The following is a 25,494-nucleotide window of genomic DNA, read 5'->3' on the forward strand; positions in this document are numbered from 1 at the left end:
CGAGCGTCCGCTTTTTTTCACCTCGAAACCGATTTTGCCTGGCCAAGGGTGCGATAGGGCCTTTACAAATAATCCGGCTCAATTTACATTATTGAAAATTTCGCGAAGGCAAACGGGCGACGGCGACAACTCCGTCACAAAACGGGAAAAATCGCGCCAATCGTCGTCTCGGCCGCCCCACGGCGCCGGGGGAAACACCCCGACCGCAAGCACGTCGAAAAACCCTTTCGTTAATGGAGAGTCACCCTATGAGCGGAATCCAGGCACGTCTCAACGCCATCTCGGCGATCATCAATTACAAGCCGGCGCACGCGCCTCTGAATTTCCACGACACCAAACCCACCGACATTTTCGGGTCCAACGTCTTCAATGACAAGGTCATGCAGGAGCGCTTGCCCAAGGCTGTGTACAAGTCGCTCAAGAAGACCATCGCCTTCGGCGAGAAGCTCGATCCGTCGGTGGCCGACGTGGTGGCCAGCGCCATGAAGGACTGGGCCATCGAAAAAGGCGCCACCCACTTCACCCACGTGTTCTATCCGCTCACCGGCCTGACCGCCGAAAAGCACGACTCCTTCCTGGTTCCCGACGGCGAAGGCGGAGCCCTGGCCGAATTCTCGGGCAAGCTGCTCATCCAGGGCGAGCCCGACGCTTCGAGCTTCCCCTCCGGCGGCCTGCGCGCCACCTTCGAAGCCCGCGGCTACACCGCCTGGGACGTGACCAGCCCGGCCTACATTCTTGAAAACCCCAACGGCACCTTTCTGTGCATCCCCACGGCCTTCGTCTCCTGGACCGGCGAGGCCCTGGACAAAAAGACCCCGCTTCTGCGCTCGCTGCAGGCCCTGAACAAGCAAGCCAAGCGCGTGCTCAAACTCTTCGGCGTCAACACCAAGCTGCCCATCACCAACTTCGCCGGACCCGAGCAGGAATATTTCCTCATCGACCGCAACTTCGTCTTCTCCCGCCCCGACCTGCTCATCGCCGGCCGCTCCCTGTTCGGCGCTCCCTCGGCCAAGGGCCAGGAGTTCGAAGACCAGTACTTCGGCGTTATTCCCCGCCGCGTCCTGGCCTTCATGATGGAAGTCGAGCGCGAACTGTTCAAACTGGGCGTGCCGGTCAAGACCCGCCACAACGAAGTGGCTCCCAGCCAGTTCGAAATCGCCCCCATCTTCGAGCAGGGCAACCTGGCCACCGACCACAACCAGATGGTCATGACCACCCTGCGTAGCGTGGCCAAACGCTACGGCCTGATCTGCCTGCTGCACGAAAAGCCCTTCGCCGGCATCAACGGCTCGGGCAAGCACCTCAATTACTCCATCGGCAACGCCGAGCTGGGCAGCCTGTTCGATCCGGGCGACACCCCCCACGCCAACGCCCAGTTCCTGGTGTTCTGCGCCGCCGCCATCCGCGCCCTGCACAAGTACGGCGCCCTGTTGCGCGCCACCGTGGCCAGCGCCTCCAACGACCATCGCCTGGGCGCCAACGAAGCCCCGCCGGCCATCATGAGCGCCTACCTGGGCGAACAGCTCTCCGACGTGTTCGACCAGATCAAGAGCGGCGCCGCCAAGAGCTCGAAGCAGAAGGGCGTCATGCACATCGGCGTGGACACCCTGCCCCCGCTGCCCATGGATCCGGGCGACCGCAACCGCACCAGCCCCTTCGCCTTCACCGGCAACCGGTTCGAATTCCGCGCCGTGGGCTCCTCGCACTCCATCGCCGGCGCCCAGGTGGCCCTCAACGCCATGATGGCCGACTCCCTCGACTACATCGCCACCGAGCTGGAAAAGCTGGGCAAGGTCAACAAGACCCAGTTCAACGAAGGTGTGCAGAAGCTGCTGCAGAAAATCATGGTGGAACACGACTCCGTGATCTTCAACGGCGACGGCTATTCCGACGAGTGGCACGTGGAAGCGGCCAAGCGCGGCCTGCCCAACCTGAAGACCACTCCCGACGCCCTGCCCGTGCTCACCGCCCAGGAGACCGTGGACCTGTTCGTCAAGTACGACGTGCTCACCCAGGCGGAGTTGGCTTCCCGTCAGGAAATCTACCTGGAACAGTACGTGAAGACCATCACCACCGAAGCCAACCTGGCCATCCGCATAGCCCGCACCGTGATCTTCCCGGCCGCCATGCGCTACCAGGGCGAGCTGGCCGGAACCGCCGCCAATCTGGAGGCCGTGGGCCACGACTACAAGCTGGTGGCCCTGGAAGACGTCACCACCAAGCTGCGCGGCCTGCAGGAGTCCGTGGACAAGCTGGAAAAGCTGTTGGCCCACGAAGGCGGCGACACCCTGGCCCACGCCCGCTACATGTGCGACACCATGCTGCCCGCCATGCTCGAAGTGCGCAAGTGGGCCGACTCGCTGGAGATCGTGGTGGCCGACGACCTGTGGCCCCTGCCCAGCTACCAGGAAATGCTCTTCATCCGCTAGTTCGCGCCGACCGACAACCCCGCTTCAACGACAAGGCCGCCCGAAAGGGCGGCCTTTTTGCGTTCCTCGATCGCGCCTGGTTCCGACCGGCAAGGGTCGCCGGCGCGGGCGGGCGCGATGATCATCCGGCGCCGGGAAGGGCCCGCGCCCGCGACGCGCCGTCGCCTCCGGCCTGCATTTGCGCGATAAGGCCCCGGAGCACCTGGGCCTGCCGGGCCAGTTCGCCCACGGCCTCGTTGGCGCGGCCCATGGCCTGGGACGTCTCGCCCGAAATGGTGCTGATTTCCTCGATGGAGCGGTTGATCTCCTCGGATGCGGCGGACTGCTGTTCCGATGCCGCGGCCATGGAGCGCACCTGGTCGGTGGCGGACTCCACCAGACGCACGATCTCGCCCAGGGAACTCCCCGAACGCGTGGCCAGTTCCGTGGCCAGGCCGATGGTCTCCACCGTGCGGTCCACCCCGGCCATGTTCTTGGTCGCTCCCTGTTGAATTCCCTGTATCGCGTCTTCCACTTCCTTGGTGGCAGCCTGAGTTTTTTCCGCCAGCTTGCGCACTTCGTCGGCCACCACGGCGAAGCCGCGTCCGGCTTCTCCGGCCCGGGCCGCCTCGATGGCGGCGTTCAGGGCCAGCAGGTTGGTCTGGTCGGCGATGTCGGAAATGACGTTCAATATCTGACCGATCCCCGCCGCCTGACGGCCCAGGGCGTCCATGTCGCTCTTGAGCTGCTGGGCCTGGCTCTGTACGGCCTCGATCTCGCGCACGGCCCGCCCCACCACGTCCGCGCCCTCCTGGGCCATGGACCGGGCCTGCTCGGACGACTGGGCGGCCAGGCCGGCGTTTTTGGCCACTTCCAGCACGGTGGCGTTCATCTCCTCCATGGCCGTGGCGGTCTCTGCCACGCGCTGGGCCTGCTGCTCCGCGCCTCGGCTGGACTGCTCCACCTGGGCGGAAAGTTCATCCGACGCTCCTCCCACCACCGCCACCACGCCTTCAAGCTGGGACGCGGCCTGCAGCATGCCCTCGGTCCTGGCCCGCTCGGCCTGCCCCTTGGCTTCTTCGGCTTCGGCCATGGCGCGCTTGGCCTGCTCGGCTTCGTTTCTGGCCTGAACGCCAAGGGCTTCGGCCTCGGCGATCTTGGCCTTGAGATTCTCGGCCATCTGCTTGATGGCCCCGTACACGCCCAGGGCCTTTCGGTCGGCGTCGAAGCGATAGTCCAGTTCCCCCGATGCGATACGCCGGGCAATGTTGGCCAGGGAGGCCGGTTCGTCGCCAAGCTGTCCCATGAGCGACCGGGCGAAAAGAATGCCCAGGACAACGCCCAAAACCACGCTGACCGTGGTGGCGACCACGGAAACCAGGGTGATGGAATGGTACGTGCTGTTGATTGCCTCGTTTTCCTTTTTGGAAAGGGCACGCTTCGAGTCCATCATGACTTCGAATTGTCGCTCCAGAGCGTCGCTGGCTTCCTTGCCCACCGTCGCGGACATCTTTTGAGCTTTCATGCTCTGGTCCTGGTCCGTGGTGTTTCCAACACGTAAAATCTCATCATGAATCTTTGACCACTCGTTCGTCAGGCGCTGCAACTTTGCATATTCACGCTTGTCGCTTTCCGTCCAATAGTATCTTCGAAGCTCATCCACGCCGGAGAGAACCGCGTCCCGCTCTTTCTTGTATTGCGCGAAGAACCCATCCATTTCTTGTTGATCATTGGAGATGATGACATTCTTTTCCTGCCGGATAGCCCGGAGCATGGCGGCTATGCTGTCGCTGGTGTGGCTGATGCCAAGGACAGCCATGCTGTACATTCTTTCCGCCTGGCTCTGTATCTCCTGAAGGCCGAGAAACGAATAGACGGACAAGGAGACGGTGAACAGCGACAGCAGACAGGCGAAGAGCACCAGTTTTGTTGCGGTCTTCACATTGGAGAGGAAATTCATCGTTTGCTCCGTTTATAAGTGTTCCAGGCGACTGTTTCCCCAAATTGCCCGAAGAAATCCGCGATTTTCTTCAAAACGCCATGCACTTTTCTGGAAGAAGAGAGCCTTGCAGTGTATTGTGTCCATAGCATGCCCCGCTTTTTTCGCAAGAATTATTCCGAAAGACTTACAAAGAGGATCGAAAGGAAGCCGAGCCGGCACGACCCGAGGCTCTCGGCAGGGGAGCGAAGGATCGGCCTCCAAGGGGGACGCACCCAGGCGACGCGAAAAGAACCGGAATGAGTCCGTCAGGAGGAGGAGCGCCCGTCCCCCGAAGCCGCGACCCGAACGCCCCACCACACACCGGCGAACACGGCCGTCATGCCAGCCGCTTCGACCGGCGAAGGCAGGCTGCGTTCCACCAGGCAGGCCAAAATGACGCCCGAAACCGGCCAGAACACGATGCACTGCCCGGCCAGGGAGGCGGGAAGCATCCTGTTGGCCTTGTTCCAAAGCAATCCGCCCACCCAGGACGCTCCCACGCCCAGGGTCGCGACGGCCGCGAAGTACGTCCAGCACGGGGTCGGGGTGCCCTCCCAGGGCCATCCGCTTTGCAGAAGCAGGCGCAGCCCCAGAGCGCCCAGGGACATCCAGAGCAGGATAAATCCCACGGCGTTGGCCCAGGCCATGGGGGAAATGCGGGGGTGGCGCTTGAGAAACAGCAGGTTGGCGACCAAATAATAGGTCAGCATGGCCAGGGCGGCCACGCTGCATGCCAGGCCCGCGCCCAGATTGACGCCGGAAAGCCCCTGGCCGTGGCGGGCCAGGTTCACGGCCAGAAGCCCCAGCCCCACGCTGGCCAACGGGCCGACCAGACGGGACAACCCGCCCTCGCGGCCACGCAGCGCGCCGGTCACGGCCACGGTGATGGGCGTCAGTCCCATGACCAGGGTGGGCAGGGCCGGACCGCACAGGTTTACGGCGTAGACCATGAGGGTGTAGCAACCGTAATACCCGGTGACGGACAGCAGCACGGCCATGATCCAGTCTTCGCGGGTCAGGCGCTCGCCGGAGGCCGCCAGCCCCCGCATGCCGATCAGGCCGATGACGCCGAAGATCAGGTAGCGCCCAAGCGAGACGTCCCAGGGAGAGACGCCCGGCAAAAACACCGGGACCACAAAGGAAAGCCCCCACAGCCCGGTCCCGCCAGCGGCGCAGGCCAGCCCCACGGCCACCCCGGACCGGGCCGAACGCGGTGGGCGCTCGCCTTGCCCGCCCGATGCACCGGAGGGACAGGATTCGTGATTCTCATGACAAACCGGGCTGTTGTCCATGTTCGCTTTGCGCCGCGCGCGGATGGGATGGTTCAAAACGGCGCGACGGGAGGGCCGTGCGCCTGCGACGCACTGACATTTGGCAAGGCCGAAGCCTCGCGTCAAGAGGACGGGAAGCGAGCAATATCGCGGGCCGCCTTGTGTTTTCATGCTAAAACCTATAGGGAGGCGTCCATTATGTTCCGTCGCTCCCAGACATCCCAAGCCCGCGCCACGCTCCCGACAGGGGGCGCGACGTTCGTCCATCGGTCCCCGGTCATTGACAAGGCGCTTCTCTCATGAGCGCCCCCGCACAAGCACAGGCAGGGGTCCACGCCTCCCGAGCCCCGGTCGCGGGACTGGCCCTGGGCGCCCTCGGCGTGGTCTACGGCGACATCGGGACCAGCCCGCTCTACGCCATCAAGGAATGCTTCACCGGCCCCCACGCGCTGCCCGTCAGCCCGGTCAACGTCATGGGCGTGCTGTCGCTCATTTTCTGGTCCCTGAGTTTCGTCATCACCATTAAATATGTCACCTTCGTGCTGCGGGCCGACAACAAAGGCGAAGGCGGCATGTTCTCCCTGCTGGAACTCTTGCCCCGGCTGCGCGCCGACTCGCCCAAGGCCTACGCCAAGGTCGCCTTTCTCGGCCTGTGCGGCGCGTCGCTGCTCTATGGCGACGGGGTCATCACTCCGGCCATCTCCGTGCTCTCGGCCCTCGAAGGGCTGGAAGTGGCCACCACGGCCGCCTCGCCCATCATCGTGCCGGCCACCTGCGTCATCTTGCTGGGACTCTTTCTCATTCAACGACGAGGAACCCACGGCATCGGACGCGTTTTCGGACCGGTCACCCTGGTCTGGTTCTCCGCCATCGGCCTGTGCGGCATTTTGGCCATCATCGACAACCCCACGGTGCTGCGGGCGCTCAATCCAGCCTATGCGGCGGCCTTTTTCGCCGCCAACTCGCTGCACGGCTTCGTGGTGCTGGGCGCGGTGGTGCTGTGCATCACCGGCGGAGAGGCCCTCTACGCCGACATGGGCCATTTCGGAAAGACGCCCATCCGCATTTCCTGGCTGATCGTGGTCTTTCCCATGCTGCTGTGCAACTACTTCGGCCAGGGGGCCAGACTGCTCACCAACCCCGCCTCGGCCTCGAACCCCTTCTACGGCGCGGTGCCGGCCGCCTTTCTCTACCCCATGGTCATCCTGGCCACCATGGCCACGGTCATCGCCTCCCAGGCCATGATCTCGGGCGTGTTCTCGCTGACCCGCCAGGCCGTGCAACTGGGCTACTTCCCCCGCATGCGCATCGTGCACACCTCCAGCGCCTTCGAGGGACAAATCTATCTGCCCGGCGTCAACTGGGCCCTCATGGTGGCCTGCATCACCCTGGTGCTGGTTTTTCGCCAGTCCTCGGGCCTGGCCGGGGCCTACGGCATCGCGGTGACGGCCTCCATGACCTGCACCTCCGTGCTCATGGGCTTTGTGGCCCGCACCACCTGGGGCTGGCCCCTGTGGCGGGCCATGGCCATGTCCAGCATGTTTTTGTGCTTCGACCTCACGTACCTGGGCTCCAACCTGGCCAAGGTGCTCGACGGCGGCTGGATTGCCCTGTCCATCGCCGTGATGCTGGTGCTGGCCATGACCACCTGGAAGCGCGGACGCCTGTTGCTCACCAGACACCTGGCCGACCAGATCGTGCCCCTGGACGTGTTCCACCGCGACGTGGAGTCCATCCACGCCCTGCGCCTGCCCGGCGCCGCGGTGTTCATGTCCGTTTCGCCCACGGGCACGCCCGTGACCCTGGCCCAGTTCTTCCGCCACACCGGGGCCATCTACGAAAAGAATTTCGTGCTCTCCATCACCGTGGCCGACACGCCCGTGGTGCCGGACGACCAGAAGGTCACCGTGCAGGACATGGGCGACCGCTTCTACCGGATCATCGCCCGCTACGGGTTCATGGAAAGCCCCAACGCGCCCTGGATCCTCACCCAGGTCAACGCCCAGGGCGTGGACGTGGAACCCACCGAAACCACGTACTTCCTCGGACGCGAAAGCCTGCTCACCACCAGCGCCAAGGGCATGAGCGCCTGGCGCAAGGCCTTGTTCTCGCTCATGAGCCGCAACTCGCGGCCGGCGTCGTCGTTCTTCGGCCTGCCGCCGGACCGCGTGGTGGAGCTGGGATTGCAGATCGAACTCTAGCGGCCTGGCGAACCCCGCTGGCCGCGCCCGGTTCACGAAGGGCAACCCGCTGCGGGTTCGCCCCGCTCGGGCTCGCCCCTCCTTCGCCCCCTGCCAGCGCGTTGTTGAACAGGCTGCACGAATCGTGCGTTTTGGGCGGGCTGCTAGCGTCCCGTCCCTCCGGACCGTCCTTGCTTTCGGGCCTTCGCGGCCCGCCGTCTGGCCGCCAGGCGCAGGCGCAGCCTGTCCAGGGCCAGATAGACCGCCGGCGTGGTGTAGAGGGTGAGCATCTGGCTGACCGCCAGGCCGCCGATGATGGTGATGCCGAGCGGCCTTCTGAGCTCGGACCCCGCCCCCGTGCCCAGGGCCAGGGGCAGCGCGCCCAGCAGCGCGGCCATGGTGGTCATCATGATGGGGCGAAAACGCAGCAGGCAGGCCCGGTAAATGGCTTCGCGCGGGGTCAGGTCGTGACGACGCTCGGCTTCCAGGGCGAAGTCCACCATCATGATGCCGTTCTTCTTCACGATGCCGATGAGCAAGATGATCCCGATGATGGCGATGATGTTCAGGTCGTTTTTCGTGGCCATGAGCGCGAGCACCGCCCCGGCCCCGGCCGAGGGCAGGGTGGAGAGAATGGTCACCGGATGGACCAGACTCTCGTAGAGCACGCCCAGCACGATGTACACCGCCACCAGCGCGGCCAGAAGCAGAAACGGCTGATTGGAAAGCGAGGCCTGAAAGGCCTGGGCCGTGCCCTGGAAACTGCCCCGCACGCTCACGGGCATGGCCATGGCGTGGGCCGCGTTCTCGATGGCGGCCACGGCCTGGCCCAGGGCCACGCCTGGAGCCAGGTTGAAGGAGATGGTCACGGCCGGAAACTGTCCCTGGTGGGGCACGGCCAGGGTGGTGGCCTTTTCCGAGAGGGTGGTGAAGGCCGACAGCGGGGTCATGGTCCCGTCCTTGGTGGGGACGTAAAGGGTCTTCAGGCCCTCGGGGCTCTGCCAGAAGGGCGGAGCCACTTCCATGACCACATGGTACTGGTTGCGGTCGGTGTAGCGCACCGACACCTGCCGCTGGCCGAAGGCGTCGTACAGGGCGTTGTCCAGGGCCTGCATGGAGATGCCCATGCGCGCAGCCGTGTCGCGGTCCACGTTCAGGGTGGTTTCGAGCCCCCGGTCCTGCTGGTCGCTGGAGACGTCCACGATCTGAGGCAGGGAGCGCATGGCCGTGAGCATGCGCGCTCCCCAGACCGAAAGCTCGGGCAGGCTCTCGCCTTGCAAGGTATACTGATACAGGGCGTTGCTGCCGCGCCCGCCCACGCGCAGGTCCTGCACGAGCTGCAAAAAGGCCGGAGCGCCCGGAACGGCCATGAGCTTGCGCCGCAGCCTGCCCAGGGTCTTTTGCACGTCGTCCTTGCGTTCGGAGTGGGGCTTGAGCGCGATGAACATGCGCGCGGTGTTGACGGTGGAGCCCCCTCCCCCGCCGCCGCCGGTGAAACCGGCCACCTTGTCCACGTCCGGGTCGGTGCGCACGATGTCCACAATGGCCTTGAGCTTTTCGCGCATGGCCTGGAACGAAATGTCCTGCGCGGCCTGGATGGCCCCCATGATGCGGCCGGTGTCCTGCAAGGGGAAGAATCCCTTGGGAATGGTGACGTAGAGCCCCACGGTGAGGGCCATGGCCGCGAAGGTGAGGCTGAGCATGAGTCCCTGGCGTCCGAGCGACCAGCTCAGGCTGCGCCGGTACAGGGCCTGCATGCCAGTGAAGAAGCGTTCGGCCCTTCCGCGGCGACGTCCCTGGGCGCGGGCCTTGCCCGGACGCAGCAGGGCCGCGCACATCATGGGCGTGGTGGTGAGGGAAAGGGCCATGGAGACCAGAATGGCCGCCGACAGGGTCATGGAAAATTCCCGGAACAGCCGCCCCACCATGCCGCCCATGAGCAGAATGGGAATGAACACCGCGATGAGCGACACGCTCATGGACACCACGGTGAAGGCGATTTCGCGCGAGCCGTCGAAGGCCGCCTGCAGGGGCGTCTTGCCCTTTTCCATATGCCGGGTGATGTTTTCCACCACCACGATGGCGTCGTCCACCACGAAGCCCGTGGCGATGGTGAGCGCCATCAGGGAGAGGTTGTCCAGCGAATAGCCCAGCAGGTACATGACCGCGAAGGTGCCGATCAGCGAAACCACCACGGCCGTGGCCGGAATGAGCGTGGCCCGCGCGTTTCGCAGGAACACGAACACCACCAGCACCACCAGCAGGCACGAGATGCCCATGGACCGCTGCACTTCGCGCAACGAGGCCCGAATCGGCGGGGAGCGGTCCACCACGGGTTGCAGGGTCACGTCCTGGGGCAGACTTTCCTGCAGGGTGGGGATGAGGGCGCGCACCCTGTCCACGGTTTCGATGATGTTGGCCCCGGGCTGGCGAAAGACGATGATGGAAACCGAGGGCACGCCGTTCAACATGCCGGTGGCGCGCAGATCCTCCACCGAGTCCACCACGTCGGCCACGTCTTGCAGGCGCACGGCCCTGCCGTCGGAAAAGCGCAGCAACAGGTCCCTGTACTGCCACGCCTGGTCGAGCTGGCCGTTGGTTTCGATCTCGTAGAGGGAATCCCCCTCGATCACGCTGCCCTTGGGCCGGTTGACGTTGGTCTTGGCCAGCACGTTGCGCACGTCCTCAAGCGACAGGCCGTAGGCGGAAAGCGCCGTGGGATTGAGCTGCACCCGCACCGCCGGCAACGACCCGCCCCCCACGAACACCTGCCCCACGCCTTTGACCTGGGAAAGCTTCTGCTGCAACACCGTGGTGGCCACGTCGTACATGCGCGGCCGGGTCACCGTCTGGCTGGTGAGCGCCAAGATAAGCACCGGGGCGTCGGCCGGATTGATCTTTCTGTAGGTGGGATTGCTGGGCATGCCGACGGGCATGAACCCCCTGGCCGCGTTGATGGCCGCCTGCACGTCGCGGGCCGCGCCGTCGATGTTGCGGTCCAGGTCGAATTGCAGGGTGATGCTGGTGGAGCCCCGGTAGCTTGCCGAAGTCATCTCGGACACCCCGGCGATGCGCGAGAACTGACGCTCCAACGGCGCGGCCACCGAGGTGGCCATGGTCTCGGGGTCGGCGCCGGGCAGGCTGGCCTGCACCGAGATGGTGGGAAAGTCCACCTGGGGCAGGGGCGACACCGGCAACAGGCAGTAGCCGAGTATCCCGGCCAGCACCAGGCCCAAGGTGACGAGCGTGGTGCCCACCGGGCGGGTGATGCTTGCGGACGAGAGGCTCACGGTCTGCCGGCTCCGCCGGCGTCGGTCCTCCTGGCCAGCCTGTCGAAGGCCAGATAGATGACCGGAGTGGTGTACAAGGTGAGAACCTGGCTGAGGATCAGCCCTCCCACGATGGTCACGCCCAACGGACGCCTGAGCTCCGAGCCCACGCCCGAGCCCAGGGCCATGGGCAAAGCGCCCAGGAGCGCGGCCAGGGTGGTCATCATGATGGGACGAAAGCGCAGCAGACAGGCCTGATAGATGGCTTCCTCCGGTCCCTTGCCCTCGTGGCGTTCGGCGTCCAGGGCGAAGTCCACCATCATGATGCCGTTTTTCTTCACGATGCCGATGAGCAGGATGATGCCGATGACCGCGATGACGTCGAGTTCCAGGCGAAACAGCAGGAGCGACAGCACCGCGCCCACGCCGGCCGACGGCAGCGTGGACAAGATGGTCACCGGATGCACGTAGCTTTCGTACATCACCCCGAGCACGATGTAGACCGTGATGAGCGCGGCCAAAATGAGCAGCGGCTGGTTGGAAAGCGAGGCCAAAAAGGCCTGGGCCGTGCCCTGGAAGCGTCCTTCCACTCCCGGAGGCGGGGGCAGGTCCTTGAGGGACTGGCGCACCGCGTCCACGGCCTGGCCCAAGGCCCAGCCCGGAGCCACGTTGAAGGAGGCGGTCACGGCCGGAAACTGTCCCTGGCGGTTGATGACCAGGGGACCGGAGACGACCTGGACGCTGGCGATGGCCGCGAGCGGGACCTGGCCGCCGTCCTGGCCGCGCAAATAGAGGTTGTCCAGGGCCTTTTGGCCGGTCTGCATGTCGGGCTTGGCCGCGAGAACCACCCGGTACTGGTTGAGCTCGGTATACATGGTGGACACCAGCCGCTGGCCGAAGGCGTCGTAGAGGGTGTCGTCCACCTGCTGGGGGGTGATGCCCAGGCGGGCGGCGCTCACCCGGTCGACGGTGATGAAGAGGCGCTTGGCTCCTTCCATCTGGTCGCCGCCCACGCCGGAAAGCTCGGGCCGGGTGCGCAGGACGTCGATGAACCGGGGAGCGTATCCGGCCAACTCCGAGGCGCTGGGGCATTCGAAGGTGTACTGGTACTGGGCCGGACTGACCTTGGTGTCCACGGTGAGGTCCTGTACGGGTTGCAGGAAGAGGGAGATCCCGGGCTCGTCGGCCAGGGCCGCTTGCAGGCGATGGGCGATTTCCGCCGCGCTTTCGTCGCGTTCGGAAAGGGGCTTCAGGGTCACGGAGAGGCGACCGCTGTTCAAACTGGCGTTGACGCCGTCCACCCCGATGAACGACGTGAGCCCGGCCACGGCCGGATCTTCCAGGATGCGCCTGGCCACGGCCTGCTGCCGCCGCGCCATCGAGTTAAACGACACCGACACCGGAGCCTGGGTGACGCCGAGCAGCATTCCGGTGTCCTGCACGGGAAAAAAGCCCTTGGGCGCATGCATGTAGAGCCCCACCGTCAGGACCAGAGTGGCCACGGCCACGGCCAGGGTGGCCCCCTGGTGACGCAACACCACGGTGAGGCTGCGTCCGTAGGCGGCGATAACGCTGTCGAAGAATTTCTGGGTGCGGGCGAAAAAGACGCTTTCGCGCTCCCGATCCGGGCGTTTGAGCACCCGGGCGCACATCATGGGCGTAAGCGTGAGCGACACGGCCGCCGAAATGAGAATGGTCACGCCCAGGGTGACCGCGAACTCGCGAAACAACCGCCCCACCACATCGCCCATGAACAGCAGCGGAATGAGCACCGCCACCAACGAAACCGTGAGCGACACGATGGTGAAGCCGATCTGCTTGGACCCCTTGAGCGCGGCCTGCATGGGCGTTTCGCCCTGTTCGACGAAGCGGGCCACGTTTTCGATCATGACGATGGCGTCGTCCACCACGAACCCGGTGGAGATGGTCAGGGCCATGAGGGTGAGGTTGTTCAGGCTAAATCCCAGGAGATACATGGCCCCGAAGGCCCCCACCAGGGACAGGGGCACGGCCACGCTCGGAATGGTGGTGGCCGCCGCGTTGCGCAGGAAAAAAAAGATCACCGCCACCACCAGCCCCACGGCCAACAGGAGCTCGATCTGCACGTCGTGCACCGAGGCCCGTATGGTGGTGGTGCGGTCGGCCACCACGCGCACCTTCACGGCCGGAGGCAGCGAGGCCGTGAGCTGGGGCAGCAGGCGCTTGATGCGGTCCACCACCTCGATGACGTTGGCTCCCGGCTGGCGCTGGATGTTCACGATGACCGCCGGGGTCTCGTCCACCCAGGCGGCCTGGCGCACGTCCTCGGCTCCGTCCACCACGTCGGCCACGTCGGTGAGCATGACCGGAGCGCCGTTTTTGTAGGTCACCACCAGCTTGCGGTATTCCTCGCTGGAAAGCAGTTGGTCGTTGGCCCCGATCACGGCGGACTGGTGCGGGCCGTCGAAGCTGCCCTTGGCCTGGTTGACGTTGGCCGCGGCCAGAAACGCGCGCAGGTCCTCCAGGGTGAGTCCCACCGAGGCCAGGGCCGCGGGATTGGCCAGCACGCGCACGGCGGGGCGCTGCCCCCCGGCCAGGCTCACCAGGCCCACGCCCGGCTGCTGGGAGATCTTCTGGGCGAAGCGGGTGTCGGCCAGGTCCTCCACCCGGTACAGGGGCAGGGAATCCGAGGACAGGGCCAGGGTGAGCACGGGCGCGTCGGCCGGGTTGACCTTGCTGTAGACCGGCGGATTGGGCAGATCCTTGGGCAAATAGTTGAACGAGGCGTTGATGGCGGCCTGCACTTCCTGCTCGGCCACGTCCAGGCCCAGCTCCAGGGCGAATTGCAAGGTCACCACCGAGGCCCCGCTGGAGCTGGCCGAATTCATCTGGGTCAGCCCCGGCATTTGGCCGAACTGGCGCTCCAGCGGCGCGGTCACGGACGAAGCCATGACGTCGGGACTGGCTCCGGGATAGAAGGTGCGCACCTGTATGGTGGGATAGTCCACCTGGGGCAGCGCGGCCACGGGCAACTGACGGTAGGCCACGGCCCCGGCCAGAAGCACCGCGATCATGATCAGGCTCGTGGCCACGGGCCGTTCGATGAAGGGCCGGCAAATGTTCACGGCTTGACGTCCCTCGCGGGTTGGGGCTTGGCGTTGGACGCGGGGGCGCGGTCGCTTGTCCGGCCCGCGGGTCGGCCCTGGCCTTCGCTTTGGCTCTGCCCGGACTGGCGCACCTCCACCGGGGCCTTGTCGCGCAGCCTGTCCGCTCCGTCCACCACCACGGTTTCGCCGGCTTCCAGCCCCTTGTTGACGATGGTCTGTCCTTCCGAGGTCTCACCCGGCGCCACCGTGCGAAAGCTCACGGTGTCGTCTGGCTCGACCACGTAGACAAAGGCCCCGCGCGGGCCGCGCTGCACCGCCTGGGCCGGCACCACCACCGCATCCTTGCGCACCTCGGCCAGGAGCCTGGCGTTGACGAACTGATTGGGAAAAAGCGCGTGGTCCGCGTTGGCAAACGCCGCCTTGAGCTTGACCGTTCCGGTGGAGAGGTCCACCTGGTTGTCCATGCTGGCGAGCTGGCCCTGGGCGAGCTTGACCTTCTGCTCCCGGTCGAAGGCCTCCACGGACGGGGCGTGCCCGGCGGCCAGGGCCTGACGCACGCGCGGCAGGTTGTCCTCCGCGATGGAAAACACCACGCCGATGGGTTCGAGCTGGGTGATGACCACAAGCCCGCCCGTGTCCGTGGCCCGCACCATGTTGCCGGGATCCACCAGACGAAGGCCGACCCTGCCGGAAACCGGAGCGGCAATCCGGCTGTAGACCAGTTGCAGTTTGGCGTTTTCCAGAACGCCCTGGTCGTTCTTCACCTGCCCTTCGTACTGGCGCACCAGGGCGAGTTGGGTATCGTACTGTTGCTTGGCGATGAATTCGTTTGCGGCCAACCCCTTGTAGCGGGCCAGATCGAGACGGGCGTTGGCCAAAAGGGCCTGGTCGCGGGCCAACTGCCCGGCCGCCTGGGTGATCTGAGCCTCGAAGGGCCTGGGGTCGATGCGGGCCAGCGGGTCGCCCTGCTTGACCACCTGACCTTCGGTAAAAAACACCTTCTGCAATTCCCCATCCACCCGGCTGCGCACCGTGACCGTTCGTTCGGGGGTGACCGTGCCAAGCCCCACCAGATACAGGGGCACGTCCTTGCGCTGCGCCTGGGCCGCCAGCACCGGCGCGCGACGCGCCCCACCGGGCGGCTGGGCCGTGACCGGAGAAGAGCCGGCGAAAAACCGCCAGAGGACAGCGCCGCCGAGACACAACAAGGCGAAAAAGACGATGCGGACGCTCCGTGAGGAGCCAAGGCGTAGGGACATGGCGTAATCCTGTACGAGTCTTTGCGGAGGGCGCGTGGAGGGGATCGCCTCACCTTTTCATGGTGGTGGCGTACGAAAGGGACGAGCGGTTACAGGATTGGGCGAAAGCGTGCGAAATACTTCCTTCCGAGCGGGATGCGCGTCGTCGAACAACGCGCTCCGCACGGCCAGGGACGGACCGAACCAGCCGGGGAGGTCCCTGCGCCAGGGGGAAGCGCTCGCGGACGGCGCGCCCGCGGGGTCTCCGTCGACCGAGGAAGGCCATCCCTGGTTTCGCCTTCGCCATGCGTCATCCTTATGTGCGGTTGCGGTCCGTATTTTTCTCTCGGTGTCACGCTCGGCTTTCACGGTCAACAACAAACGCCCCGCCCGGCCAAAATGGGGGATTGATCGCGAACCGGTCTCGTGACAGACTCCGCCCACCTCCAGAACCGCCGCACCGGAGACCGCATGCCCCAAGCCAAAACCGTCCCCCAAACCAGCGTGGTGATGCCCGTGCGCATGTTGCCCCAGGACGCCAACCCGGCCGGCACGGTGCATGGCGGAGTGATCCTGCGCCAGATCGATCTGGCCGGGGGCATCGTGGCCACGCGCCACGCCCAGTCCCAGGTGGTGACCAGTTCGCTGGACCGCATGGACTTTCTGGCCCCGGTGTACGTGGGCGAAGTGCTCCTGCTCAAGGCCTGCGTGAACTTCGTGGGCCGCACCTCCATGGAAGTTGGCGTGCGCGTGGAGGCCGAAAACATGTTCACCGCCACCGTGCGCCACGTGGCCTCGGCCTACATGACGTTCGTCCGCCTGGACGAAAACCGCAAACCCGCTCCCCTGCCCCCCCTGGCCCCGCATACCGACGAGGAGCGCCGCAGGTTCGAGGAGGCCAGACAACGCCGGCAGGCCCGCAAGGCCCTGCGGCCCGGAAAATCCTCGCCCCAAACGGACAAACCGTCCGTTTTTCCGCAACCCCATCCACAGGATATTCCCGAATGAACGCGCTTTTTTCTCTCAAGGCCGTCGTGGCCTCCGCCTGCCTTCTGGCCCTGACCGCCCTGTGCGCCGGCCCGGCGTCGGCCCAGTCCCCGACGTTGGTCAAACTGACCACCACCAAGGGCGACATCGTGCTCGAACTCTTCCCGGACAAGGCCCCGGTCACGGTGGCCAACTTCCTCAAGTACGTGAAACAGGGCTATTACGACGGACTGATCTTCCACCGGGTGATCAACGGCTTCATGATCCAGGGCGGCGGCATGGACAAGGACTTGACCCCCCGCAAGGCCGGAGCGCCCATCAAGAACGAGGCCGACAACGGCCTGAAGAACCAGGCCTACACCGTGGCCATGGCCCGCACGTCCGACCCGGACTCGGCCACGGGCCAATTTTTCATCAACGTCAAGGACAACCCCGGCCTCAACCACACGGAAAAGACCCAGCGCGGCTGGGGCTACGCGGTGTTCGGCAAGGTGGTGGAAGGCCAGGCCGTGGTGGACGCCATCAAGACGGTCCCCACCGGCAACAAGTCCGGCTACGCCGACGTGCCGCTCGAACCGGTCACCATCCTCAAGGCCCAGGTGGTCACGCGCTAGCCGCCTGGCGCACAATCCTCGCTGTCCGCGTTGCCGCGAAAAAAGGCAAACCCTCGCGTGCGCCACAGACGCTTCGGGCTTGATTTCATGGATCGCCCGCCTCCTCCCGAACGGCCCGGTCCCGGCTTTTCGGGAGGAGGACCGCGACACCCGCGCGCGCAGGACGTTTTGCAGTCTGGCGGACCGGCGTGCGGAATCGCCTTTTGCGCGGGGCCTCCCCTCAAGTCCGGCATTCACTCCAGCACCCCGGACGCGCCCTTTTGCGCGCGTGAAATGCCGGGCGGCCCCGTCGCGTCCGCTTTCGTCGGGCCGATCCTGCGCCGCGCCGATCCCCCGGCCCACCCCACGCGGCACCCTCAGCGCGAATCGAATCGGAGGGGTATCTTCCTGGGATTCCTTATTCTTATATAGACGGCAACCCTCTTGTCACACGGTCGACTTGCGAAGCCTTATTTATTGGTGGTATAGGGTCGCCAGGAAAACATGCCTTTCGGTACATGCATAAGGAGCGCTGATGTCCACGAGCGCGGGGAAACCCACACAACAGGCCCAACAACTCAAAAAACTCGATGGAGACACCCTCGATATCGAAGCCGGAGCCCGGGTCATGCTCGAACCCAACGGCGTCGGGCGCAGGATCTGGGCGGAATTCATCGGTATGAAGCGGGGGCGGTTCCTCATCTTGCAACCGCCCCTCAGTCTGGAGATGCGCGATCTCCTGCGTCCCGACGAAGAAGTGACCGTGCGTTTCGCCCACCGGGCCTATCAGGTGTGCGGTTTCAAGGCCTGGATCACCCGCTTCATCACCCAGCCGGCCCACTTGTTGTTCATCACCTACCCCCCCAGCTACGAAGCCCTGAGCATGCGTCGCTACACCCGTTGCGCCAGCGTGCTGCCGGTCGCCATACGCTACGGCTCCCACGAGGCCCAAGGGGTCATCGTCAACCTGTCGCGCGGCGGATGCCGGGTGGCCCTCAAGATTGGCGAGGGAGGTCCGACCAACATCCCTCAACAAGACGACGAGGTGTTCCTGTCCTTTTCCATTACCGGGGAATTGCAGGACATACACACCAAGGCCCTGGTGCGTAGCCAGACGATCGACAAAGAGAAGGTTTCGGTGGGCGTGCAGTTCGCCGACCTGCCCGAACCCGTGAGCCGGGCCATCGGCGAATTCATCGAAGACTTTGGCGAAGACCAGGGCGTTTGACCCGGTTCGCCGGACGCCTCAGGCGACTTGAACCTGCCGCGAAGCTCCCGACGCCACTGCGCTAGTGCTGCCGCCCGACGGCGTGTTGCGACTGGCGCTCGCAATGGGCGATGAACTTGCGGGCTTCCAGGAACTCGCCGTTGAGTTGCACGGCATGGCGCAACGAATCCAGGCATCGATCCATCTCGCCCTTTTCGTACAACACCCGAGCCAGATTGAAATACAGGTGCTCATCGTCGCCCTGCACTTCCAGGGCCTTGCAGAAAAACTTCTGCGATTCGTCGAGAAATCCCTGCTTGCGCAAGGAAATGCCGAACGAATTGAGCTTCTGGCGGTAGTGCAGGGTGAAGGCCTCGTTCATGCCGAGCAGGACCGAAAGCACCCCCTTGAGCCGGGCGTAGTCGTTTTTCTCCGTATAGACTTCGCCCAGGCCGTAATTGGCCGGGATGTTGGATTCGTCGATCATGAGGGCCTTGATGAAGGCCTTTTCCGCCTCGTCGAGCAGCCCCATGGAAAAATACTTTTCCCCCTGGCTGATCTTGGCCGCCAGGGACTTGAGCGCCGGGGCGGTGTGGGTCTGGTAATAGCGCGGCTCGGGGCTGTAGGCGCACAGAAAATCCCCGGTGCGCAGGGTGCTGCGCATCCCCGAGGGCACATGGTAGACGTTCAGGGGCTGCACTTCCACCATGTCCGGGCTCATCTGCCGGGCGTACCAGTAGGTGACCTGATCGTGCCTGGAGGCCGTGGCCCCCACGCCGACATCCTCGGCCTTGCGGAGGCTGTAGACCCCCAAGATAGACGGATACATGAACTTTTCCATTTGGTGTCGTCCGGGAACCGTTGCCATGTGGCTGGATAAAAGGAGTTCGATTGTGGATGGAGAACTCTTACCATACCGGGATCGTTTCGGGCTACGGGCAAATTCCACTCGGGTGTCGTGAAATTTCCCCAACCCTCTCTAGGCATTTTCCCTAGACGAAATTGTCGGTCATGCCCCTCGGCGAGCCCCGAACGCGCGCTCCTTTCTCCCGCCCGCCAAGACGCCACCACAAGTTGGCGCTTGTTCACAGCGCGTTTACACCCAGGACGCGACTCCGTTCTTTTTCCGCTTGTATTTCCATAGGTTGATCGCCAACCGGTTTGGCATGGGGCCTGCAAAACACAGGCGGCCCGGACGCGAACAACCGGGCCGGGTCATGGTCGCGCCAGGACCGCCAGGCCCAGGCGACGCTTCAACGACACAGCCGGAGGGGGTATGACGGAAAACACCAAATTTACTGAAGACAAAGTGGCATTGTTGATCGGGTCATTGATCTTTCTCCTCTCACTCTGCAACGTCTTTGGGCTCGACCTCCTGGGATGGGTGGTCAAATGCAACGTCTGGACCTCGGTGAGCCAAGTCCTCACCGCCTCCACCGCAATGTACAAGCAGACCCTGTCGGGCGTCGCGGCATTTCTCATCACCTACGTGGTCCTGACGGCCATACTGGCCTTCGGCGTCAAGCTGCTGGGCGCTGACGTGGGCAAATTCGTCAAATCGTTCACCATTGTTTTCTTCATCTGCTACGCCTGCTTCGCCCTGGGCAACCAGGCCCACATCGCGGCCACGCCCAACGCCCTCAAGAAGTTCAACATCACCTGGTCGCTCGGCCTCACCGGCGAAGCCGGCTTCATCGTGGCCCTGGTGGCCGGCATCATCGTGGGCAACTTCCTGCCCGGGCTGGCCGAACAGATCAAGGACGCCTGCCGTCCCGAGATGTTCGTCAAGATCGCCATCGTTATCATGGGCTCGGAACTTGGCGTCAAGGCCGCCGACGCCATGGGCCTGGCCTCCTCCATCATCTTCCGGGGCCTGTGCGCCATTGTCGAGGCCTATCTCATCTACTGGGCCGTGGTGTATTACGTGTCGCGCAAGTACTTCAAGTTCAGCCGCGAGTGGGCCGCCCCCCTGGCCAGCGGCATCTCCATCTGCGGCGTGTCCGCGGCCATCGCCACGGGCGGAGCCATCCGGGCCAGACCCATCGTGCCCATCATGGTGTCGTCGCTGGTGGTGGTCTTCACCTGTGTGGAAATGCTGGTCCTGCCCTTCGTGGCCCAGTGGTGGCTGCACGGCGAGCCCATGGTGGCCGGCGGCTGGATGGGGTTGGCCGTCAAGAGCGACGGCGGAGCCATCGCCAGCGGCGCCATCACCGACGCCCTCATCCGGGCCAAGGCCCTGGCCGTGGACGGAGTCAACTACAAGGAAGGCTGGGTGGTCATGGTCACCACCACGGTCAAGATATTCATCGACGTGTTCATCGGCGTGTGGGCCTTCATTCTGGCCTACATCTGGTGTTCCAAGTTCGAATGCACCCCCGGTCAGCGCATGCGCTTTTCCGAGGTGCTCAACCGCTTCCCCCGCTTCGTGCTGGGCTACATTCTGACCTTTCTTTTGCTGCTTATCATCTGCACCAACTCCGAAGCGGGCATGAAGCTCGGCAAGACCATGGTGGGCGCGCTCAACTCGTTCCGCCTGATATTCTTCATGCTCACCTTCTTCACGATCGGCGTGGTTTCGAACTTCCGCAAGCTGTGGGAAGAAGGTATCGGTAGGCTGGCCGCCGTGTACGTGGTCTGTCTGTTCGGCTTCATCATCTGGGTGGGGCTGTTCATCTCCTGGCTGTTCTTCCACGGCGTCAAGCCCCCCCTGGCCGGTTAACCACAAGGAGTCACACGCATGTCCGACAATATAAACGACCTGAATTTCAAGGAAGAAATCTCCAAAATGGAATACGAGCCGCTCGACGACACCGAAAAGCGACTCGTGGCCTGGAGCCTGGGCCTGGGCGTGTTTCTGCTCGTGGTCCTGTTCCTCATAAGCGATTTCATGTTCCCTGGCGCGCACGGCGCGTAACGCTTTGCGACGGGCCGGAGCGGGACGCGTTTCCCGCCCCGGCCCGCGACGCAGCCGAGCCCGACGCCCGACGCAAAAACCGCCAACCCGAGGAGTGGTCCCATGAATCTCTACCGCGTCCGCTACATCCACGGCTCCCAGGATGCCTTGAAGGCCGGTCCCGAGGAGTTGGTCCGCGCCACCGACGTGGACCAGGCCCTGCGCACCAAAAGCGCCTGGCCCATAGAACGCAGCATGGACCGCAACACCGCCTGGGCCAAAAACCCCGGCACCAGCCTCTACCACGTGGAGGCGTGGGAGGCCTCCCTGGCCGAGCCGGCCCCGCGCGCCTGAAACGACGCCCCGGCCAGCCGCAAAACGCAACGGCCTCACGGTCGCGCCTTGGCCCGGCGGGAAGGGCTTGCCAATCGGGACGGGCGATGCCACCTTGCCGGCTGCCCGCCGGGAGGGCGGGTTTCCCCCATGAAACACACCACTCTCCAGACCAAGCTGCTGGCCAGACTTTTCCTGGTGCTGTTGTGCATCGGCCTGTTGTTCGGATTCTCGCTCAACTTCTACCTGCGCAACCTCTTGGAAACCGAAGTGGCCGACAAGGCCAACCTGGTGTTTTCCAACGTGCGGGCCATGCAGACCTACGTACGCGAGATCCTGCGCCCGGCCATGTTCGACCGGTTGCCCCACGACGCCTTCGTGCTGGAGGCCATGTCCACCTCCTACGTCACGCGCAAGGTCATGAGCGACCTCAACATGGCTGGCGAGCAGTTCTCGTTTCGCCGGGTGGCCCTATCCCCGCGCAATCCCAAGTACGAGGCCAACGCCCTGGAGCGTCAGTTCATCGCCCATTTCCGCGAGCATCCCGAGTCCTCCCAGATCACGCGCTACATCACCTCCGGCGGGGAGGAATATCTGGTCATGGCCCGTCCGGCCGTGTTCGACCAGTCCTGCCTGGCCTGTCACGGCAACCCGGACGACGCCCCCAAGGTCATGCTCGAACGCTACGGGCGCGAGCGCGGTTTCGGGCGCACCGAAGGAGAAATCGCCGGGCTCGACAGCGTGATCATCCCCGTTGAGCGCGAAGCCGCGGCCATACATCGCATCAGCATGGGGTTCATCCTGGTCTTCGCCGGGGGCACGCTCATCATCTTCATGGTGAATCACTTCTTTTTCGACCGCATCCTGGCGGCCAACATCGGCCGGCTGGCCTCGCTCATGCGCAGCCGCTTTCCCGACGAGGCCGGCCAGACCCTGGACAAGTCCGACACCGACAGCGGCGACGAAATAGAGGATATGCAGCGCGGGCTGGAACGCTTCGCCGACCACTTGCAGGCCACCCGGGCCCAGCTTTCCGACTACGCGGCCAACCTGGAATCCAAGGTGCGCGAACGCACGGCCCTGGCCCGACAGGAAGCCGAAGCCAGGCAAAGCGACGTGCGCCTGTTTCTCTACGTGCTCGAATTTTTCGTCAGCGGGGCCGACCGGTCCAGCCTGCTCACGGGAGTGTTGGACGCCGTGCGCATGCGTTTCGGCGCGCAATGGGCCTCGTTTCGCTGTTTTTATTCCATGAACATCCACACCTGTCCGGCCAACGCCCCCGAATGGGAGATGACCCCCGAAGTGCGCGACCGGCTGCTGGGCGGCGAAGGGCTCTTCGCCCCCGGCGACGCCCTGGCTCCGGTGCAGTCGCCCAACACCGTGCGCGGCGGGCTGCGCCTGCGCCTGCCCCCGGCCATCACCCTGCCCCCCAAGGAACAGGACGTTTTTCTGGCCATTGGCCGCCAGCTCGGCATCGCCCTGGAGAACCTGGAGGCCATGGAAAGCCTCCTGCGCCAGAAGGACATGCTCGAATCCATTTTCGAAGGCATCGCCGACCCGGTGTATCTCATCGACTCGACCGGCACGGTGATCCACGCCAACGACTCGGGCCGCCAGCTTCTGGCCGAACAGCCCCGCCCCGCGCCAGGGCGCGGCCTGGCCCTGGACGAACTGGGCCTGGAAGCCGCCTCCTGCACGGGCGAAACCATCCAGCGCGAAATCGTGCTGCAAAGCGGACGCTGCTACATGGTGCGGGCCTACCCCCTGTGCGGCCTGGCCGGTCCCAGCCGGGCCATCGTGTACGCCCGCGACATCACCACCGAACGGACCATGATGGCCTCGCTGCAACAGGGCGAAAAGGCCATGGCCGTGGGACTTCTTTCCGCCGGCCTGGCCCACGAGATCAACAACCCCCTGGGCGTGATCCTCTGCTACGCCCGCCTTCTCTGGGATAACGGCCAAAGCCCCCACGCCGAGGACCTGGACATCATCATTCGCTATACCCTCCAGGCCCAAAAGGTGCTTTCGGACCTCATGCGCTTCGCCAGCCCCAAACCCGAAACCGGCGGACTCATCGCCCTGCCCGAGCTGGTGGAGTTCCTGGCCCGGGTCTTTCGGGCCAAGGCCGCCCGGGCCGAGGTGGAAATCGTCACGGACATTCCCCCCGACCTGCCCCTGGTGCCGGCCAATCCCTCGGCCCTGGAACAGATCCTCACCAATCTGCTCCTGAACGCCGTGGACGCCCTGGAAGAAAAAACCGCGGCCGAGCCGGGCTTCCGGGGACGCATCGAAATCGGTGCCCGCCACGACGTCCGGGCCGGCGCGGTAGTGCTTCGGGTGCGCGACAACGGCCCCGGGGTGGCCTCGGAAAACCTCACGCGCCTTTTCGACCCCTTCTTCACCACCAAGGACGTAAACAAGGGCACCGGGCTGGGCCTTTCCGTGGTCTACGGCCTGGTGCGCGGCCTGGGCGGGCGCATCGAAGCCGAAAGCCGGGACGGGGCGATCTTCACCGTGACCTTGCGTACCGAAAGCGAGGCAGACCATGATTGACCTGAAAACCAGCGATGCCATCCTGGTGGTGGACGACGAAACCCCCTTTGCCAAAGGGCTGGCCCGGCTCATCCAGAAGGGATTCCCGGAAAACCAGGTGCTCATCCGCGACAGCGCCGAATCGGCCCTGGAGGCCCTCGCCGAACGCCCCGTGGCCCTGCTCATCACGGACCTGCGCATGCCCGGCATGGACGGCATCGCCCTCATCGACCGGGCCCTCGCCCTGGAGCCGGCGCTCACCGTGCTCATGCTCTCGGGCTTTGGCAGCGCGGAAAACGCCGTGGCCGCGCTCAAGCACGGAGCCTACGACTTCCTCACCAAGCCCGTGGACCAGGACGCCCTCTACCGGGGCGTGGCCCGCGGCCTGGAGCGGGCCGTGCTCATGCGCGAAAACGCCCGCCTGCACAGCGCCGCCGGCCACCGCGACCTCCTGCCGCTCATCGGCGAAAGTCCGGCCATGCGCCGCTTGCGCGACGAAATAGAAGCCGTGGCCGAAAACGACTACACCGTGCTCATCCTGGGCGAGTCCGGCTCGGGCAAGGAGCTGGTGGCCAAAAACATCCACCGCCTGAGCAAGCGCGGTCGCCGCGCCCTGGTAAGCCTCAACTGCACGGCGGTGAGCGACAACATCCTTGAAAGCGAACTCTTCGGACACGTGAGGGGAGCCTTCACCGGCGCCCAGAAGGCCAGCCAGGGCCTGTTTCTCGCCGCCGGCGGGTCGAGCCTGCATCTCGACGAGATCGGCGACATGCCCCTGCATCTGCAACCCAAGCTGTTGCGCGCCCTGCAGGAACGCGAAATACGCCCCGTGGGCGGCAGCGAGTCCATCCGCACCGACGTGCGCATCCTGGCCTCCACCAACCAACCCCTGGAGACGCGAGTGGCCTCGGGCGCCTTTCGCGACGACCTCTTCTACCGCCTTTCGGTGCTCACCATCCGGGTGCCCCCCCTGCGCGAGCGCACCCGGGACATCCCCCTGCTGGCCCAACACTTTCTGACCAAAACCTGCGCTGAACTGGGCAAGCCGGAAATGGCCTTCACCCCCAGCGCCCTGGACTACCTCGGCGCCCGGGCATGGCCGGGAAACGTGCGCGAACTGCTCAACCACGTGCGCCGCTCGGCCGTGTTCTCTTCGGGGGCGCACATCACCGAAACCCAGGTGCGCCTCATCGACCAGCCGGGACTGCCCACGCCCTCCGGCTCCGGCATGGGCGAAACCTACAAGGAAGCCCGGGCCAGGGTGGTGGACGACTTTACCCGGTCCTATATCCACGTGCTCCTGGAAAAGACGGGAGGCAACATCAGCCAGGCGGCGCGCCTGTCCGGACTGGAACGGTTCTCCCTGCAAAAGATTCTCAAGCGCCTGGGAATGGACGCCGGAGCCTTCCGGGGGCGTGACGACTGACGACCTGTCGGACCATCCCCGTCGGCCGCGGGAATCGGCTTTCGCAATTCCCGCCCCCCCGGGGGGGCACTTCACCCCGTCGGCCTGGGA

16 protein-coding genes are annotated in these 25,494 nt (G+C 64.9%); 10 read left to right on the forward strand and 6 right to left on the reverse strand.

What is annotated here, in order from left to right; genetic code table 11:
- Positions 1-248 precede the first annotated feature (248 nt).
- Positions 249-2,429 carry a glutamine synthetase III family protein gene (locus ACYQ01_RS18850; RefSeq protein ID WP_459935365.1) on the forward strand — a complete coding sequence of 727 codons (2,181 nt, stop codon included), beginning with the start codon at positions 249-251 and terminating at the stop codon, positions 2,427-2,429.
- A 121-nt stretch (positions 2,430-2,550) separates the two neighbouring features.
- Here the strand turns inward: ACYQ01_RS18850 and ACYQ01_RS18855 are convergent, their stop codons facing one another.
- Together ACYQ01_RS18855 and ACYQ01_RS18860 are read right to left on the reverse strand one after the other, a co-directional pair.
- The gene (locus tag ACYQ01_RS18855) at positions 2,551-4,368 is read right to left on the reverse strand and encodes a methyl-accepting chemotaxis protein (RefSeq protein WP_459935366.1); all 1,818 of its coding nucleotides are present in this window, start codon (positions 4,366-4,368) and stop codon (positions 2,551-2,553) included.
- 287 nt (positions 4,369-4,655) lie between these two features.
- Entirely contained in the window at positions 4,656-5,681 is a 1,026-nt protein-coding gene (locus tag ACYQ01_RS18860) for a DMT family transporter (RefSeq protein WP_459935367.1), read from the reverse strand.
- Between the two features lie 278 nt (positions 5,682-5,959).
- On the opposite strand from ACYQ01_RS18860, the gene ACYQ01_RS18865 reads away from it, so the two are divergent.
- Positions 5,960-7,861, forward strand: a complete 1,902-nt coding sequence (locus tag ACYQ01_RS18865) for a potassium transporter Kup (protein WP_459935368.1) — start codon at positions 5,960-5,962, stop codon at positions 7,859-7,861.
- Between the two features lie 143 nt (positions 7,862-8,004).
- Here the strand turns inward: ACYQ01_RS18865 and ACYQ01_RS18870 are convergent, their stop codons facing one another.
- From ACYQ01_RS18870 to ACYQ01_RS18880, 3 genes are read right to left on the reverse strand one after another with little or no spacing between them, the layout of a single operon-like run.
- The gene (locus ACYQ01_RS18870; protein ID WP_459935369.1) at positions 8,005-11,130 is read right to left on the reverse strand and encodes a multidrug efflux RND transporter permease subunit; all 3,126 of its coding nucleotides are present in this window, start codon (positions 11,128-11,130) and stop codon (positions 8,005-8,007) included.
- The gene (locus tag ACYQ01_RS18875) at positions 11,127-14,213 is read right to left on the reverse strand and encodes a multidrug efflux RND transporter permease subunit (protein WP_459935370.1); all 3,087 of its coding nucleotides are present in this window, start codon (positions 14,211-14,213) and stop codon (positions 11,127-11,129) included. The genes ACYQ01_RS18870 and ACYQ01_RS18875 overlap by 4 nt, the downstream gene beginning before the upstream one ends.
- The gene (locus tag ACYQ01_RS18880) at positions 14,210-15,454 is read right to left on the reverse strand and encodes an MdtA/MuxA family multidrug efflux RND transporter periplasmic adaptor subunit (RefSeq protein WP_459935371.1); all 1,245 of its coding nucleotides are present in this window, start codon (positions 15,452-15,454) and stop codon (positions 14,210-14,212) included. The genes ACYQ01_RS18875 and ACYQ01_RS18880 overlap by 4 nt, the downstream gene beginning before the upstream one ends.
- A gap of 450 nt (positions 15,455-15,904) precedes the next feature.
- On the opposite strand from ACYQ01_RS18880, the gene ACYQ01_RS18885 reads away from it, so the two are divergent.
- The 3 genes from ACYQ01_RS18885 to ACYQ01_RS18895 all read left to right on the forward strand — a co-directional run bounded on the left by ACYQ01_RS18885 (position 15,905) and on the right by ACYQ01_RS18895 (position 18,241).
- A complete protein-coding gene (locus ACYQ01_RS18885; RefSeq protein WP_459935372.1) occupies positions 15,905-16,441 on the forward strand; it encodes an acyl-CoA thioesterase in 537 nt (178 codons plus the stop codon).
- On the forward strand, positions 16,438-17,034 hold the full coding sequence (locus ACYQ01_RS18890; RefSeq protein ID WP_459935373.1) for a peptidylprolyl isomerase: 597 nt from the start codon (positions 16,438-16,440) through the stop codon (positions 17,032-17,034). Before ACYQ01_RS18885 ends, ACYQ01_RS18890 begins: the two co-directional genes overlap by 4 nt.
- Positions 17,035-17,548: 514 nt before the next feature.
- Entirely contained in the window at positions 17,549-18,241 is a 693-nt protein-coding gene (locus ACYQ01_RS18895) for a flagellar brake protein (protein WP_459935374.1), read from the forward strand.
- Positions 18,242-18,302: 61 nt separating this feature from the next.
- Here ACYQ01_RS18895 and ACYQ01_RS18900 read toward each other — a convergent pair whose 3' ends face one another.
- A complete protein-coding gene (locus ACYQ01_RS18900) occupies positions 18,303-19,049 on the reverse strand; it encodes a tetratricopeptide repeat protein (RefSeq protein ID WP_459935375.1) in 747 nt (248 codons plus the stop codon).
- Positions 19,050-19,496: 447 nt separating this feature from the next.
- On the opposite strand from ACYQ01_RS18900, the gene ACYQ01_RS18905 reads away from it, so the two are divergent.
- From ACYQ01_RS18905 to ACYQ01_RS18925, 5 genes are all read left to right on the forward strand, one after another.
- Entirely contained in the window at positions 19,497-20,939 is a 1,443-nt protein-coding gene (locus ACYQ01_RS18905) for a putative sulfate exporter family transporter (RefSeq protein WP_459935376.1), read from the forward strand.
- A gap of 18 nt (positions 20,940-20,957) precedes the next feature.
- The gene (locus ACYQ01_RS18910; protein ID WP_459935377.1) at positions 20,958-21,134 is read left to right on the forward strand and encodes a hypothetical protein; all 177 of its coding nucleotides are present in this window, start codon (positions 20,958-20,960) and stop codon (positions 21,132-21,134) included.
- A gap of 102 nt (positions 21,135-21,236) precedes the next feature.
- Positions 21,237-21,467, forward strand: a complete 231-nt coding sequence (locus ACYQ01_RS18915; protein ID WP_459935378.1) for a hypothetical protein — start codon at positions 21,237-21,239, stop codon at positions 21,465-21,467.
- 129 nt (positions 21,468-21,596) lie between these two features.
- Positions 21,597-23,999: a c-type heme family protein gene (locus ACYQ01_RS18920; protein WP_459935379.1), complete on the forward strand. Its 2,403-nt coding sequence runs from the start codon at positions 21,597-21,599 to the stop codon at positions 23,997-23,999.
- On the forward strand, positions 23,992-25,404 hold the full coding sequence (locus ACYQ01_RS18925) for a sigma-54-dependent transcriptional regulator (RefSeq protein WP_459935380.1): 1,413 nt from the start codon (positions 23,992-23,994) through the stop codon (positions 25,402-25,404). Before ACYQ01_RS18920 ends, ACYQ01_RS18925 begins: the two co-directional genes overlap by 8 nt.
- The last annotated feature ends 90 nt before the right edge of the window (positions 25,405-25,494 follow it).

The organism is Fundidesulfovibrio butyratiphilus (genome assembly GCF_054657235.1).